This window comes from Niabella drilacis (assembly GCF_900101395.1).
In the GTDB taxonomy this organism is placed as follows: Bacteria; Bacteroidota; Bacteroidia; order Chitinophagales; family Chitinophagaceae; genus Niabella; species Niabella drilacis.
Window position 1 is genome coordinate 485,609 of record NZ_FMZO01000003.1, and the last position, 16,827, is coordinate 502,435.

The following is a 16,827-nucleotide window of genomic DNA, read 5'->3' on the forward strand; positions in this document are numbered from 1 at the left end:
ATCCGGCCCGGAGCATTTCCTCGTTCCGATGCTATACCCTACCTTTCAAGAAATAACATATTATGAAATGCCTCGTCATTGTTGATATGCAGTATGATTTTTTGCCGGGGGGCGCATTGCCCGTGCCCGGAGGGGATCGGCTGATCCCGGTGATCAACCGGCTGCAGCAGGATTACGCGCTGGTAGTGGCTACCCAGGACTGGCATCCGGCGGATCATAAAAGTTTTGCATCGCAGCACAAGGGCCAAAATCCTTTCGATGTGATCGATTGGAAAGGCGGCCGGCAAACCCTTTGGCCGGATCACTGTGTGCAGGGAACCCCGGGGGCTGCACTGCACCGGGATATTGATCAGCGCCGGATCGAAGCGATCTTCCGTAAGGGTATGAACCCTGAAATTGACAGCTACAGCGGCTTTTTTGACAATGGCCATTTAAGAGCAACGGGCCTGGGCAGCTACCTGGAGGGCAGGGGTGTTGACGAGGTACATGTATGCGGACTGGCGGCGGACTTTTGCGTTAATTTTACGGCGCTGGATGCATTAGGGCTGGGATTGAGGGCTGTGATCATTGAATCTGCCACATTGCCGATCAACGCTGCGGCGTATGCAACCGTAAAACGGCAGTTTATTGAGCGGGGCGGAGCTCTTCAGGCTTAGTATTCCGGGCGCCTGCGTTTTATAATAAGCCGGCATCAGGTTTATTATAATGACGATCCAATGGTTTATGAGGGCATAACCCACGGTAAGACAGAGGAGACGGCCCGCCGGCGCGGGTTGTATCTGGTCTAAGAGCCTGTTTAAAATTCATTCAATGGCTTTATTATGGCTGTTTTGGGCTGCAACTGCGTTAAATTTTTCGCCATAGTGGCCTACTATGCCTGCAAAATTTTCCTTGTTTCGCTCCAAAATAGCTTCATAATAAATTCCATCAATAAAATTTAAACAGGCTCTTATATCTGAAGAGAATTTTTTCCGAACATCCGGAGCAACTTTCTGAAGGCTGACCGCTTGCCTCTTGCAGTTTCAGGTACTCCCGAAATATTGTCTCTCAAGTCTCAAATCCCATATCTCAAGTCTCATACCTGATAAAAAAGCCCCGCAACTTACATTGCAGGGCCTGTCTGTTTAGAAGTGGTAGATCAGAACTTAAATGCAGCGGTTACCACAAAGCTCCGCGGAGGAATGGGGTTGATGCTGTAGTTCTCATGCACGTAATAGTTAAAGGTATTGGTGATATTTGCCAGTTTGGCCAGCAACGACCATTTTTGATAAGTATAGCCTGCGGAAACATCGGCAGTTGCAAAACCTTTTACCTGGAATAAGCGGTCGTTCAGCGCTCCGTTATTGTCGGAATAAGTCGTATTCCAGCCTGCGTTGCGCTCGCCTACATAGTAAACACCGGCGCCTACTTTCAGGCCTTTAACGGCGCCGTTCTGGAACGTATAGAACGTGGTGGCATTAGCCGTATGTGCCGGGCTGTTCACCAGCCGCTCTCCCTCTACATAGCTTCCGAATCTTCCGGAAGTTTTTGTATAGCGCATATTATTGTAGCTGTAACCGGCCAGGATATCCCATCCCTTTATGGGCTGGCTTTTCAGGTCTACCTCGATACCGTCGCTGGTCGTCTGCCCTGTCAGCTCTCTCAATGTGGTAGCTCCCTGAACCGGATCCCCGTTTTTGAAAACTTGGATCTGCTGGGAGAGATTGTTATTGATGATCCTGTAAACCGTCAGGTTGGCACTCAGCAGCCCGTCGAAGAAATCATTTTTTATACCGATCTCAAACTGATCTATGACGGAAGGTTTTAATGTATTGCTGTCGATATCCATGCCGGAGTTTGGAGAGAAGGAATTGGAGTAACTGGCAAAAGCAGTGGTATGATCGGTTGGCTGATAAACCAGGCCGATCCTGGGAGAAAATGCTTTGTCGATCTGGAATACAGCACCCTCTTTTACCGCGTTCGTAGCAAGGGTTGTTGCTTTAGAGCGGTTGGCCTGCTGGTAAGACCAGCGTACGCCTGCCAGTAATTTGAATTTTTCGGACAGTGATACCAGGTCCTGTACATAGGCGCCAAAACGGGTTACGGGGTTTTTAGTGCTCGTGATCCAGCTGGCCTGGGGCATATCTGTTCTGCGTACATACATTGTTGGGTCCAGCAGGTTAATAGAATCATAGATGCCGTTAGGCACAACAGTAGCAATGTCTGATGCAAGCGCTGTGCTGGTCACTTTTTCAAGATCGGCGCCTATGAGCAGTTTATGACCGATTGAACCGGTTTTTACATCTCCGTTCAGGTTTAGCTGCCCGGTAACATAGTCTTCCTTATTGTTGGTTTTGCCCAGGGGCCTTTTCCATTTACCGTTTATATCTGCCTGTATCCGTTCTGTGGAGAAGTAATCCCTTTCGTAATTCTGGAAGCCTCCCAATGCGTTCAGCGCCCAGCTGTCATTGAATTGATGGTTAAGCTCTATGGAAGCGGTAGCTTGCGTGGTCTTTGCATATTGCCAGGGTGCTCCGAAAAAAGTATTCCTCGATACCGGGGTTACCCTTTTGCCGCCGGTAGCGGTTGGCCTGGATGCCTCCGCATTCATTGTCCCGATCCCGAAATCGGGTGTAAACTCATGCTGCAGGTAATCGCCCTGTACCAGCAGTTTTGTCTTTTCTCCTAATTTAAAAAGGAGAGAGGGGTTTACATAATACCGCTCAGAATGCACTTCGTCGCGATAGCTGTTGGCTTTTTCATAGGTGCCGTTCAGGCGGAAGGCTACAGATTGACTGATGGGGCCATAAATATCTACCGAAGGTTTGTAAAGATCATAGCTGCCCACGCGCATATTTACCTCACCGCCAAAATTGAAGCGGGGTTTCTTGGTAACCATATTTACGATACCGCCGGGGGCCACGTTGCCATATAAAAGAGCGGCTCCGCCTTTTAAAACCTCTACGCTTTCAATAGCGCTCATTTCCGGCATAGCGCCACTGTTGACACGAAACCCGTTCTTAAAGGTGTTGGTATTACCCAGGTTGTAGCCGCGGGCGTAAAAGGTTTCCTGTGTGCTGGCACGGGCCCCGCCCAGGTAAACGCCGTTTACATTTTTGATCACATCACTTAAACGCTGCGCCTGCTGGTTCTCGATGGTCGATTGCCCGATGATGGTAACGGCCTGCGGCAGGTCCATGATCGGGATATTGGATTTCCCGATCCGCGCTGTTCCCTGGTTGATGCTGCCCCCGATGCGTACAATCACTTCTTTTAACTCCCGGGCATTCAGGGAAAGGTTGTATTTGGAGGTCTCCGTGCTTACCGGGGGAACGGTAACCGGTATCTCCTGGCTGGTTTCTCCTTCAAATGAATACACCAGTATATATTCTCCGTAGGGGATCTCGTTGAATTCAAAGTGCCCCTGTTCATTGGTTACCACGTGCTTCTTTTTTCCTTTGATCGTCACGTTTACATTCGGAACCGGGTTGCCCTCAGGGGTTGTGATCACTCCCTCAATATTACCGGTATTGGTTTGCGCATTTACACTCAAAAACGTCATTAGCGTCATCAAAAACAACAAAAATCTTCTCATTTTCCTATAAATTTTCGCGGCAAAAGACGGCCATTTCCCGCTTTTTCGTTTTCAAAATGCGGAAATTGATTTACGAGATCGGGAAAAATTCGTTTGCGAGATCCGGAAAAAGGGGAGAAAAGGTTTCATGTTCCCGGTTCAATGCCGGTAGCCATGGGGACACGCCGGGTCCTGTTTTATCCTCCTTTCTGAATATTGGGGATTTCGGGGAACTCTCTTCGGTTCCAGGTTCCGCGTTTTCCGTCCGGGAGATCCGGGGCCTCCGGGATTACGTTAGAGCCGCATTGCACTTTTCTCTGATCACCGGTGGGGTTTCTGGTTTAATAGAGCCGAAGGTTGTTTATGTTGATAAACTGACCGCTGGTTGTGCCAGTAGGGCTGCGCGGCGGGTTGCCAATGACAGATTACGTTATGCATTGAAGACCCATTATACTTTTGTCAAGCTGAACCTGTTTCAGCTTCTATATGGATCATTCCAATAGACCCTGATAATAAGCCGGCATCAAAATTATTTCTTTTCACGGTCAGTGTCCTCACTGACCGTGGCGTGGGCCGTGGTTTGTGTCCTCACAAACCACTAGTAAGAAGCGTATTTTTTCATCGCCTCATTGATTTTGCACAGCTAATTGATAACTCAGGATGACTCAAAGCAGATTTGTCATGGTTTTGGCGCGACAGGGAAGCCAGGCGATCAGGCCCTGCTGAAGACCCGTATGCTCTGTTTAAAGTTTCAGGTATCGTGCACCCGGTTCTCAAATCTGATATCTGAAGTCTGTGACGCTCCCCGCTTAAAACCTTACTTCATCATCCCGGTGCTGTGCGTAGGCTTTTTTGAAGTCGATCTTCTTCACCTGTCCTGCGATGAAACGGATCCCTCCCAGGATATGGTTTAAATAAACCGGGTCGCTGTAATTTTGTTTATCGTGCCCGAGTGTCGTAACCCAGGTGTGACCGCCGTCGAACGGATATTCCCAGGCGGCTGGATAAAAATCGCCATAGTTTCCTCGATTCTTTTGAAGATTTGCTTTCTGTGCTGCGTTGGTTGTGTCAATCGTACGCAGATCATGCACCATCAAGGCCCTTGGACCCGGGTACATCTCCTTGGCAAAATAGCACTCATCGTCTTTTGTCCATACCGCAGGAACGCCTTTCATGGAAGGATGTTTGGAGTCAATAACCCGTACGGTGAACTCTTGGCCCCGTGCATGCCAGGAAAAGGTTCCGCCCAGCATCATTTTGAACCAGCGCCAGTTCCTTTCTGTTCCGGTTACCGAGTGCAGGCCAACAAACCCGCCACCCGCTTCGATGTACCGGCGAAAGGCCACCCGCTGTGCGTCGGTATCAAATACATCATTATTGGTACTGGGAAACAGGAGCAGGGTATACTGTTGCAAATTTTTCTCAGTCATCACCGCCGGGTTGGAGCTCGTGTCTATTTTAAAGCCATGAACGTTAGCCAGCTGCTGAATAGCTTTAACGGCAAAGGGAATATTGTCGTGTACAAATCCCGTCCCGTTTTTGGTGTACACCAGTATCTTTACTTTTTTCCAGTTGACTTCCTGGGCCTGGACCGTCGTAGCGGTAAACAGGAAAGCCACCAGGAAAAGAATCGCGTTGCGTAATTTCATGACCTTTTTTATTTAAAAATGATTTTAGGCGGATGGGCAAAAGATTGCCAGGCTTCTTCCGCATGGGCCCTGGGCAGCTGGTTGTTAAACACCAGGAAACGATATCGTAATATATATTGCTTTCCGGGCTCCAGCAGCCAGTCCCTGTTTTTGGTTGGAGAAAAATTTAAGAATACATCTCCCCGGTTATTCATATTCTCCGGCCACACCCGCAGCGGCTCGGGGTAGTTATAATTAGCCGGGTAACTCATCATTTCCAATCCGCCATATTGCTGGTTCAGTTGTCCCTGCGCCACGCACCAGCGTGCCGTGCTGCCGTCTGCCTCCTTCCGGTTTTTGCCTTCGGAGGTAAAAATGACGCTGTTGTCTTTATTCCATGCTGCGGTAGCACGGATCCCCAGCCCTCCATAGCGGTATTCCAGCAGTTTTACGGGGCTGGCGCCGGCACAGCTCAGCTGTACTGTTACATCCATAATATAGTAGCTGTTATTGCGGTCGTCGGGCCGGTAGATCCTGACCGTCTGCAGCTCATTGATCGCATTTTTTTCTGTCCCGTCTTTTTTAAAGGCAATATGTTCGTGCAGCGCTTCAAAGCCGGAGTAAACGGCCCCGTTATACAGGGCGCCAAATCCTGCAAACCGTACAGTCCCTTTACGGTCTTTCAGGTTCCAGAAGTCTACGGTATCTTTTTCAAACAAAACATGCGTCCAGGGATTCCACATGCCCCAGTGGTGATAGTGATCGGGCGCGTTGATGCGGGTCAGCTCTTCCCCGTTAGGGGTCCATAGCGGATGTATGAACCCGCTGCGTTTGTAGGCCGTATCGATCCCTTTGGGAGGATATACGGTTTCCGAGTGGTATTGCAGGAGGTGTTTGTTGCCGTACTGAACCGTAAGGGCGCCATGATCCAGCCGGGCCTGCAGGCTGGTAGCTGCGGCAGTACCGGCCCTGGTTTTTATGAGCTCGAACGTGCGGATCTTTTGTTTACCGGGCTCCAGCATCCAGTACAATCTGCGGCCGCCACCGGTTTCGACCTGGAACGGTACGGAGGTCTTTTGCCCGCCGGTTGTTTCCAGGAGCTGCAGGCTGCTGTCCGCTTCAAAAGTAACGGCATCCAGGTCCATACTCATTGGAATGGAAAAGGCCTCCTTGCCGGTTGTTTTTACCTGCCAGCTGCTGATGTGTTGCGCATAAAGCGGCGTTCCGCCGGCTGATAGGGCAACCGCCAGCAGGTAAAGGATCTTCTTTATCATGATACTACTTGGTTTCCGATTTTTTTGCCAGTTCGAGCGCCGAGGTAGTAGTGAAATACTTGGCGATCATATTGGGTACTTCCCAGTCAGGCAATTTCTTTTCTTTCAGGAACTGGAGATAGCGCTGCATTACCTGGCCAAAATGTGCCTCATGCCCGGTATTGTATTTTTCAGGGACCATTACCTGCCAGCCTTTGGCGATCTTTGTCAGTTCAACGCCCGGGTATTTTGCCTGTATACCTGCCAGGGCAGCAGTAAGTTCTTTTTCAAAACCGGCATCTGATTGCTTCACCGGCTCAATATAGAGTACCGGTTTATATTTTTGCTCGGCACCCTGGCGGATGATCAGGTTGGCGCGGGTTCCCCTCATAATGGAGTAATGCGTATCCCCCGTTCCTTCCGGTGCTTTGTACCCCCAGGTTACAGATACTTTTGCATTTACGCCCCGCAGCTTGTAATTAAAGGCACCGTTGCAGTAAACGTTCAGCACCGAATCGTTTTTGATATCTTTTTTAAGATAGTCCGGGAAGGCCGGCTGTTTGGTGATCTCTGAGAACTGGCTGAGGGTAATGGGGGTCGTCCAGCGTTTTGCAGATACCATTTCAATATCTTTCTGGTAGTCGATCGCCTGTTCGGGAAAGCACTCCCATTGCACCAGGTCTACCAGGTGTGTGGTTACGTCCACAATGCCTTCACCCTGCTGGGTCACATCCAGGAACCAGGCCGGCCGCTGCAGTACGGATCCGGAAACAAATTTATACAGGTAATGCACGCTTTCCTTTGTTACGGCGGGGTTTTCGGGGCTGCCTTTTTCCAGGTCGCCAAATACTTCTTTGATCTGTGAAAATTCCCGCTGCAGCATCGTATTGATCTCAAAACGTTCGGTCATGATATCATAGAGGAGCACGTTCTTCTCAGCGGCTTTTGCAAAAGCATTTTTTACCAGTTCAAAGCCTGCTTTGTCAATGGCCATGGGTTTATCTGCCAGCACGTTCAACCCTGCTTCTACGGTATTGAGCACATATTCTGCTTTTTTCTGATTATTGCCGCTCATGACCACTACGTTGCCCTTTTTTTCCTGTACCATTTTCTGAAAAAAATCGGCGCCGGTATAAATGTTCTCTTTCCAGTGTGTTGGATTTTCTGCACGGGTGTTATAGGATTCGATCCTTTTCAAATGCAGGTCCAGGTCCTGGCCTTCGGGGGCATATACATATACATTGCTGTCCACATCCGGGTACATTTCTTTTTGTACCAGGGCTGCGTGAAAGTGCCCGGGGTCCAGCGTTACCAGGGTGATCCCTGATGAATCTTTGGCTGCGGAGCCATCGGAGTTGCCGGATTCTTTGTTTTTACAGGAGATCATCAGGGCGAGCAATGCGGCCGGTAATACGAGTTTCTTCATTTATTTTTTCAGTTTATTCAATACATAATTGGTTCCGTACGGATGACGTTGCGGCCTCGACAAGAGTTTGTTTGCTTCAATATTGTCTTTGAAGACCTCTTTTTTAGGATCCCAGTATAATTTGGTTCCCAGCTTCATGGCAGCGTGTGCTACCAGGCAGGCACTGCAGGAGCGGTGCGCCACTTCTGCGGGGCTGATGGTGGGTTTTTTGTTAATGATGCAATCGACCCAGTTGAGGTGCTGCTCCCTGCTTTCATATAAATGAACCTCATTGGGACCGATAACGGAGGTAAGGAGTTTGGGATCACTGGCGGAGAAGGCCTTGCTCTGTGCACCCGAACCGGCACCGGGGTCGGAGGCCGTTACGCCTACATTTCCCCGGGTTACAAAGATCCAGCCGTTGCTGCCTTCAAATTTGACACCATTCGGGTTTTTGCTGTTGATCTGCATGGTAACCCCGTTGGCATATTTTGCTTTTACTTCATAATCGCCGTGCACATTCCATAAGCCGGCCCTGGGAAATTCCGCAGTACCCTCTACCTCAACAGGCCCGGTTAATTCTGTATTCATTCCCCAGTGTGCAATGTCGATATGGTGCACACCCCACCCGGTGATCATACCGGCTCCGAACTGCTCCATCCGCAGCCAGCCACCTCTTGACTCCACATCTTTCTGGTTGTGCACCCGGTCCAGTGTATAATAGATATAGGGGGTGGAGCCCAGCCACATATCATAATTGAATCCTTCCGGCACCGGCATTTCTGTGGCAACACCTCCGGGAGGATCTGCCGGCAATCCTACATGTACCGTATGCAATTTGCCGATACGCCCGTTCCGTACCAGTTCGCAGGCCCTTTTAAACTGGGGCCATGGATTTACCGAACGCTGCTGGCTTCCCAATTGAAAGACCACACCAGACCTGCGTACCACATCGCTCATAGAGCGGCCTTCTTCGATGGTGAGTGAGGTGGGTTTCTGCAGGTAGATGTGCTTGCCTGCCAGGGCGGCTTCCATAGCGGGTTGCGCGTGCCAGTGATCCGGGGTACTGATGATCACGGCATCAATATCTTTATTCATCAGCATCTCATGATAATCGTCATGCATCTTGATATCAATGTAGTTGTCTTTCCCCGTCTTTTTTGCATACCAGCCTTCTACTCTTTTTTTGCCGGCTTCGAGCCGGTAGCGGTCCAGGTCTGCCATCGCCACAATCCTTGCGGATTCGTGTTTAAAGGTTTCGACAAGATCGTGCGTCATTGCAATACGTCCACAACCGATCTGCCCGATCTGGATCTTGTTACTGGGGGCATCCCTTGTAAAAAAAGAGGACGGTACGATCATGGGCACTTTAGGCAGCAGGAATGCACCTGCGGAAAGAGTAGCGGAGCTCTTGATAAAGTTTCTTCTGCTTTTTGCGTTAGACATGTTCTTAAAAATTAAAACAGGTATTGATGCTGTTGTGTGAATGCCTGATAGCAACAAAGTTTTGAAAAGCAATCATTGCAGGCACTTCTGTTGTTGTTACGGATAACTAAAATAGCAACTTTCGCTGACAGGGTGCTGAATTAAAAGCGGCTATTTTTACTACAACGTTTGAAATAAAGTGAATCCGGTTGAAGCGGTCATGAATTGCGGCCCGGCAATCCGGATCAGGACGTTCCCGGGATCATCCGCGTGCAGTGCCGCATTGCTGCCGATAATGCCGGTTACCGCCGGGATTGCCGCCGGTGCTATCTGCGCCCCGGGACGAGCGGGCAAAAAAAAGCCGCCCCGGACTTTGTTCCGGGGCGGCTTCAATTAGTCGTCATCTTGTAACAACCGGGTGGTATTCGGCAAATAAATTCAAACAATTCCAAATGCAATTGGTGAATTACTTTTTCCACCAGGAGTTACAAGATGACAGGCTCTTTATTTACCCGTCATCATTTTCCTGAGATTCAGCAGCCCATACCGCATCCGGCCCAATGCCGTATTAATACTGCACCCGGTCATGTCGGCAATCTCCTTAAAACTCAGGTTGGCAAAGTGGCGGAGGATAATAACCTCGCGCTGCTCTTCCGGCAACTGCTCCAGCATATCCTGGGCCTTGCCAATGTTCTGGACGGTGATGATCTTTTCTTCTACATTCTGATCAGAGGAGTTGATCGTATCCAGCACCTCGTGGTCCACACTGTTTTTTGTAAACGGGATCCGCTTCAGCTTTCTGAAATAGTCTACACAAAGATTGTGGGCAATACGCATGGCCCAGGGCAAAAACTTACCCTCTTCCTTGTATTTCCCGTTCTTTAATGTCTCGATGATCTTTATGAAAACGTCCTGACAGATATCTTCTGCGTGATATTTATCCTTTACGAGGAACAATATGGTACTGAACAATTTTTCCTGGTAGCGGTTCAGCAATGAATCCAGCGCAGGCGTATGTCCTTTTGAAAATAAATTTATGAGCTCGTTATCAGTCTTCTTTAAGTAAGTTATCATCCGTTGTTCAATTGTTGCAGCAATTGCTTCCTGCATTTTAGATTAAAACTTATTTCAATAACCTCCGAATTTACCCCCTTTACAATCTTCTTTTACACTTTCTGGGTAAACGAGTGTTGCGAAAATAGGAGTTTCAACGTTTATGGGCCGCGCTTGCCGGCAGAAATTGCCCCCAAAACCTTCAAAATAATGTTAAAGTTTTTTAACATTATTTGTAATTCATTGATAAACAGTATTGTATATGGATTGTTAAAGAGGCGGAAGCATTTCCACAGCCGGGCTAAAATATCCGGGTCCTTAAAAAAGGGGCGCCGTTTTCAGGTATTTAAGGACTAAATTTGTGCCCTCTTAAATTGTAAATGGAATGGCGAAGGCAAAAACCGTGGAAAAGAAAGATGAGATTTTCGTGAAAGGCGCCCGGGTACATAACCTGAAAAATGTAACAGTAGGGTTTCCCAGGAACCAGTTTATTGTGGTAACAGGCGTGTCGGGGTCCGGGAAGTCTTCCCTCACCATCGATACCCTGTATGCTGAAGGCCAGCGCCGCTATGCAGAAAGCCTGAGTGCCTATGCCCGCCAGTTCCTGAACCGCATGAACAAGCCGGATGTGGATTATATAAAAAACCTGTGCCCGGCTATCGCTATCGAGCAAAAGGTCATTACCCGGACGCCGAGGAGCACGGTGGGCACCATGACGGAGATTTATGACTATCTCCGGTTGCTTTTTGCCCGGGCGGGTACCACGATTTCTCCCGTTTCGGGGAAGGAAGTAAAAAAAGACGATGTGTCCGATGTGATCGCTGCCATTGAGCAACTGGAAGCCGGCAGCAAGGTGTTTATACTGGTCCCGTTCAAATTGCACTCCAACCGGAATATACGGGAGGAACTGAATATATTGCTGCAAAAAGGATTTACAAGGATTGCGGCGGGCGAAGGTTCCAGGGAAGCCGCGTTGGAGATCCTGGATGTTGAAGAGCTGCTGGAGCAGGAAGATGCCGCCCTGGCAAAATTGCTGGGAGCCTCAAAGGCAGGCACAAAAAGCCGGTCCGTGGCACAGGTATTCATATTGATTGACCGGATCATTGCACGTGAGCTGGATGAGGACGACCGCCACCGCCTGGGAGATTCGATCGGCACTGCTTTTTATGAAGGGGAGGGCACCGTGTTTGTACAAACGATCACCCCCGCTGGTAAGGTTCAACTGCATGATTTTAATAACCGTTTTGAACTGGACGGGATCGTATTTGAAGAGCCCAGTCCCAACCTGTTCTCTTTCAATAACCCGCTGGGCGCCTGCCCTACCTGTGAGGGCTTTAGCCTGGTGCTGGGCATTGATGCCGACCTGGTGATCCCCGATAAACGGCTGAGTGTTTTTGAAGGCGCCGTGGCACCCTGGAAGGGCGAAAAGCTGGGGAAATGGAAAGACCGCTTTATAAAGGCTGCTGCTAAATACGATTTTCCTGTTCACAAACCGGTAGCAGACCTTACAAAAGAACAATATGCGCTTTTGTGGAAGGGCAGCGGCTCTGTTTATGGTGTGGATGATTTTTTTAAAGAGGTGGAGCAAAACCTTTATAAAGTACAGTACCGCGTGTTATTGAGCCGTTACCGGGGACGTACTACCTGCCCGGATTGTGACGGATACCGGCTGCGCAAAGAGGCCCTTTATGTAAAAGTAGGCGACAAAAATATTGGAGAACTGGGAGCCATGCCCGCGAGGGATCTGAAAACCTGGTTTGAAAAACTGAAACTGCCGGCGCATAAAGCCGCCATTGCCAAACGGATCCTGCTCGAGATCACCAACCGCCTGGATACCCTGTTAAAAGTGGGATTGGGTTACCTGACCATGAGCCGTGTTGCCAATACGCTCAGCGGTGGTGAAAGCCAGCGGATACAGCTTACCCGGAGCCTGGGAAGTAACCTGACCAATTCCTTATACATACTGGATGAACCGTCAATAGGATTACACTCACGGGATACCGATAACCTGATCAAAGTGCTGAAAGAACTGCGTGACCTCAACAATACAGTAGTAGTAGTGGAGCATGATGATATGGTGATGCGCCATGCAGATCATATTATCGATATGGGGCCGCTTGCAGCACACCTGGGTGGAGAAGTGGTTGCGGCAGGTACTTATAAAGAGCTGCTGAAAGATAAGGACAGCCTTACGGGAAAATACCTGAGTGGTACTTTTTCTATTGATCCGCCGGCAACAATCCGTAAGTGGACCCGCTTCATAAAGGTGGAAGGTGCACGGCAACATAACCTGAAAGATATTACCGTTACCTTTCCGCTCAATGTGCTGGCGGTGGTAAGCGGCGTGAGCGGCAGTGGAAAAACAACGCTGATAAAACAGATCCTGTACCCTGCCCTGCAAAAGATCAAAGGCGAGCTGGTGGTTTCGGGAGACAAGATCGGTTTTCATAAAGCGATCACGGGTGATGTAGACAGTGTGCAGCAGATAGAAATGGTGGATCAGAACCCGATCGGTAAATCATCAAGGAGCAACCCGGTAACCTATATAAAGGCCTATGATGAAATACGCGATCTGTTTGCCAAACAGCCGCTAAGCAAAATGCGGGGCTTTCAACCGAAACACTTTTCCTTTAATGTGGACGGGGGCCGCTGCGATACCTGTAAAGGAGAAGGCGAACAGATCGTGGAAATGCAATTCCTGGCAGATGTGCACCTGCTTTGCGAAAGCTGCGGGGGCAAACGCTTTAAAGAAGAGGTACTGGAAGTAAAATACCGCGATAAAAACATTCATGACGTTCTGGAGATGAGCGTGGATGCATCGCTGGAATTTTTTAAGGACGAGAAGAAGATCCGCGAAGCCATACAGCCGCTGAGTGATGTAGGCCTGGGCTATATAAAACTGGGGCAGTCCTCTGATACACTTTCCGGTGGTGAAGCACAGCGGGTAAAACTGGCTTCATTCCTGGGGAAGGGAAAAAACAATCATAAGGTACTCTTCATTTTTGACGAGCCAACAACGGGTTTGCATTTTCATGATATCAAAAAGTTGCTGGCCTCTTTCAATGCGTTGATCGAGCAGGGACATACCGTACTGGTGATTGAGCACAACATCGATGTGATCAAAAGTGCCGACTGGCTGATAGAGCTGGGACCTGAAGCGGGCGATGGTGGCGGTGAGCTGGTATATGAAGGTATACCCTCCGGTATAAAAAAAGTGAAGAATAGTTACACGGGAAAGTATTTGTAACAGGGGGTACTGCCAAAATGAGAAACTATGTGATCTTGGGGACCGGTGATGATTGCATGTTATGGAAACATTCCGTTCTTGTACCGGGTCGTCCTTGTTCTCCAATACCCGCATGCATCAACTTGTTTCCTGCTGCTTTGTGCAGGGTATGTAAACAATAGTGTAACTTTCCTTATGAATATGAAAAAGATAAATACCACATCCGGCAAATGGGGCTTGCTGTTCTTTCTTGGCGTGGCCTGCAATAACCCTCAGCAGGAAGCCGCAGCACTCTCCGCAGACTCCTCCGCACATAAGGAAGAGAACCATGTAATGATACCGGCAGCCACTTGTTATACCAGTCAAAGCGGCCGTGACACTTTCTTTCTCAAAACAGAAGTTTTTCCCAATGTGGTAACGGGCACGCTTTCGTATCATTTTTATGAAAAGGATAAGAACCAGGGAACCATTGAGGGGCGGTTGAGCGGTGATACGCTGATCGCAGATTATACCTTTGTTTCAGAAGGAAAGAGCTCCCTGCGTGAAGTGGCTTTCCTGCTTGGCGACAGTACTGCTACTGAAGGCTATGGTCCAATGGAAGAAAAAAACGGGAAACTGGCTTTTAAGAACAGGGACAGCATCAGCTTTACAGGAGGGCGTTTACATAAAACGTCCTGCATAGAAAACTAGCATGGCCTTTTAATTTTTGGTCTCTTCAAGCTTCAGAGGCTGGTACAATACACCCAGCCCTCCGGCGAGGTTGGTGCCCTGTACAATGATCATATAATTGCCTGCACTTTCGGATGTATAAAAGGAGACCCGTGCTTTGCCGTTATGATCGGTAATGACCTCCGGGTTCCAGTATACGGTAGTGCGCAGGTCCGGCACAACGGTTTTTTCGTCGGGTGTAGTGTAGCGCGGGCTGTAAAATTGTTTTGCCAGCACCGGGGCCACCGGTTTGTACAGGTAAATACCCGGGGTTTTCTTTAAGAAAGGACCAGAGCCGGACCGGGTGGTGATCTCCACAAATGAAAAATCCCTGGTTGCGGGTCCGGAGTTCATTTGTTCCTCCATAGTTAAGTACATAGAGCGGTAGTTGCTATTATATTTTGAGGTGTTCATGATCTCGATAGCCCGTATATCCTCGGCTGAAAAATATTTTAGGTAGGAGTCTACAAAGAGCTGGTAGTCGTTCATGCTTCCCCCACCACCTTCCTGGTTGTAGAAAAAATGAAGATCAACCCCGTCGATAATAAACCGCACAATATTGGTATTGATCATATAAAGCAGCTGCGTGCTTCTGGGAGGTGAACTCAGGCGGAATCCTTTTACCTGTTTGTATAAAACATCCAGCAGGGTTTGTTTGGGTGTTTTATCCAGCGTTGCTTCACTGACCACCTGGTCGGCACCGCCATTCTTGTTCAGGTTTTTGGAACCGGCGATCGCAGCGGTTGTTTTCACCACTACTTCGTCCAGGAAATCGCCGTTCTTCCGGATCAGTTTACGGATGTCCATTTGCTTATTAACAAAATGAGCGGTAGCGGTGTCCAGTAAAATATTCTGCTGCGCTATGGCGGTTGAGATATTGGTATAGGAGGGGAATGTGGGTTCGTTTAATTCGATACCGATATTAAAGGCCCGCCCCTTTTTATTAAAAGCCTCGATGACCATGCTGATGCTGTCATTGGTAAAATAGGGGAAGTGCTCCAGCGTAAATACGCCCTTATCGTTGGTGGTGGTGTCCATCAGGAACACACCGTTTTTCCCTTCTTTTCCAAATACAGTCACCTTTGTGCGGGCAAATGGTTTATTAAAAATATTGGTGGCTTTTCCGGTGATCATAAATTCTTTTTCCCTGTCAAATGTAAAGTTTGCGGGCTGCCATTCGTAGCGTACCCAGCCCTGGGTAAGCATCAGCGCGTCAACGGCCTGGGGTAGGGGGCTCTGGAAGTAATAATAGGGATCCTCGATGGTTCCTTTCAGGTCGGAGCTCAGGAGCATATAGCTCAGGATGTTTTCGGATTGCTGGTTGATGTTTACCTGGCTGGTATCGATAACGGCTATGGAAAAGCTTCCGGAGAGGTGTTGCTTCCCTGCGGTCTGGGCAGTGAGCAGGAGTGAAACGCTGTCTTTTTTTCGGTAGATTTCTTTGTCGGATACCAGCGATAACTGCAGCGGATCCTTATGCCAGATAAAGATGGCCCGCTCATTTACGGGGCGCATGAGACTGTCGTAAAGGGTCAGTCTTGCGATACCGGAAGGGATCATCTCTTTGGCAATATGCAGCCTTATGGGTTTAGACGACAGTGTAACGGAGCCCCGGGCAAATGAGATCCCCGCGGCCGTTGCTGCAAAATAGTATTTCCGTCCATAAAGATCGGGTGTGCCGTCGATCATTACCCGGATGCTGTCAGAAGCGGGGGCTGCCTGCACCTGCAGCAGTGTGCCGGAGGGTTGCGGGTCGGGCAACGGCACCGGCTTCCCGTTCTCGGGAAATGCAGTATAATGACTCCCGTTCTTCGGGGTAAACGCCACTACGCCCATACCTCTATGGATCGTTGCGAACTTTGCTACTTCCTGTCCCTGCGCATCCCGGATAACTCCTTTTGCTTCCATTCCCTTTCCATATACATTGAGTGCTTTAAAGCCCAGGCGTTGTTCTTTGCCGGCAATAAAGCTGCCTCCTTCCGGCAGGAACTGAAGATCTATGGCAGACTGCCCGGCGGCCTTGACGGGCACCTGTATTTTGAGGTCTTCTTTATCCGCGATCTCAATTACGAGATCCTTGTTGTCCGGGTTGTTTTTAAGCATTGTATCAATGTATAAATTTCCTTCGCCATCTGTTTGGGTTTGCAAACGAAGCAGGTTCCTGTTTTTTGCGCGGATCTTTACCGATATTTTCTTCCGCGCAACAGGGGCGAGGGTGTTAGTGGTTAACCCTGCAGTTAAGGTAATGCGACTGCCCGTAAATTTTACTTCCCGGATACGAGCGTTCCATTCATCAGCCCTGGGATTAATGATGGTAAAACGACTTTCATACAGGAGAGAGTCTCCGAAATTGCGCATCCAGCTGGTATAAGCCCGCAATGTATAGCTGCCCTGTGGAAAATTGTCTGCTGTTAGCGGAATGCTGCTTTGAAAGCGTCCCCAGTAGCAGGGAGCTGCGGTTCTTTTTACTACTTCTCCGGCATTGTTGATGAGTTCAATATAAGCAATGCCGGTGCTGTCGGTTATAGTATTATTATTGGCCGCAAGGATATAGCCTTTCATCCACATGGTGTCCT

10 protein-coding genes are annotated in these 16,827 nt (G+C 49.0%); 3 read left to right on the forward strand and 7 right to left on the reverse strand.

Annotation, left to right across the window (positions count from 1 at the left end; all coding sequences use genetic code 11):
- Window positions 1-62 precede the first annotated feature (62 nt).
- The gene (pncA, locus tag BLS44_RS08340) at window positions 63-656 is read left to right on the forward strand and encodes a bifunctional nicotinamidase/pyrazinamidase (RefSeq protein ID WP_090389582.1); all 594 of its coding nucleotides are present in this window, start codon (window positions 63-65) and stop codon (window positions 654-656) included.
- Window positions 657-1,138: 482 nt separating this feature from the next.
- Here the strand turns inward: pncA and BLS44_RS08345 are convergent, their stop codons facing one another.
- From BLS44_RS08345 to BLS44_RS08380, 6 genes are all read right to left on the reverse strand, one after another.
- Entirely contained in the window at window positions 1,139-3,574 is a 2,436-nt protein-coding gene (locus tag BLS44_RS08345; protein WP_245729145.1) for a TonB-dependent receptor, read from the reverse strand.
- Between the two features lie 788 nt (window positions 3,575-4,362).
- The gene (locus BLS44_RS08355; RefSeq protein WP_090389585.1) at window positions 4,363-5,202 is read right to left on the reverse strand and encodes a ThuA domain-containing protein; all 840 of its coding nucleotides are present in this window, start codon (window positions 5,200-5,202) and stop codon (window positions 4,363-4,365) included.
- An 8-nt stretch (window positions 5,203-5,210) separates the two neighbouring features.
- Window positions 5,211-6,455, reverse strand: a complete 1,245-nt coding sequence (locus tag BLS44_RS08360; RefSeq protein ID WP_090389586.1) for a DUF6807 domain-containing protein — start codon at window positions 6,453-6,455, stop codon at window positions 5,211-5,213.
- A 4-nt stretch (window positions 6,456-6,459) separates the two neighbouring features.
- Entirely contained in the window at window positions 6,460-7,860 is a 1,401-nt protein-coding gene (locus BLS44_RS08365) for a putative oxidoreductase C-terminal domain-containing protein (RefSeq protein WP_090389587.1), read from the reverse strand.
- Window positions 7,861-9,285: a Gfo/Idh/MocA family protein gene (locus BLS44_RS08370; RefSeq protein WP_090389588.1), complete on the reverse strand. Its 1,425-nt coding sequence runs from the start codon at window positions 9,283-9,285 to the stop codon at window positions 7,861-7,863.
- A gap of 483 nt (window positions 9,286-9,768) precedes the next feature.
- Window positions 9,769-10,374 (reverse strand): RNA polymerase sigma factor, encoded by a 606-nt coding sequence (locus tag BLS44_RS08380; RefSeq protein ID WP_245729146.1) that lies wholly within the window; start codon window positions 10,372-10,374, stop codon window positions 9,769-9,771.
- 328 nt (window positions 10,375-10,702) lie between these two features.
- Between BLS44_RS08380 and uvrA the strand changes: the two genes are divergently transcribed.
- Entirely contained in the window at window positions 10,703-13,564 is a 2,862-nt protein-coding gene (gene uvrA, locus BLS44_RS08390; RefSeq protein WP_090389591.1) for an excinuclease ABC subunit UvrA, read from the forward strand.
- A gap of 180 nt (window positions 13,565-13,744) precedes the next feature.
- Window positions 13,745-14,233: a hypothetical protein gene (locus tag BLS44_RS08395; RefSeq protein WP_143019702.1), complete on the forward strand. Its 489-nt coding sequence runs from the start codon at window positions 13,745-13,747 to the stop codon at window positions 14,231-14,233.
- A 9-nt stretch (window positions 14,234-14,242) separates the two neighbouring features.
- On the opposite strand, the gene BLS44_RS08400 is transcribed toward BLS44_RS08395, so the two are convergent.
- The coding region (locus tag BLS44_RS08400) for a Plug domain-containing protein (protein WP_090389634.1) at window positions 14,243-16,827 on the reverse strand (2,585 nt) is incomplete at its 5' end.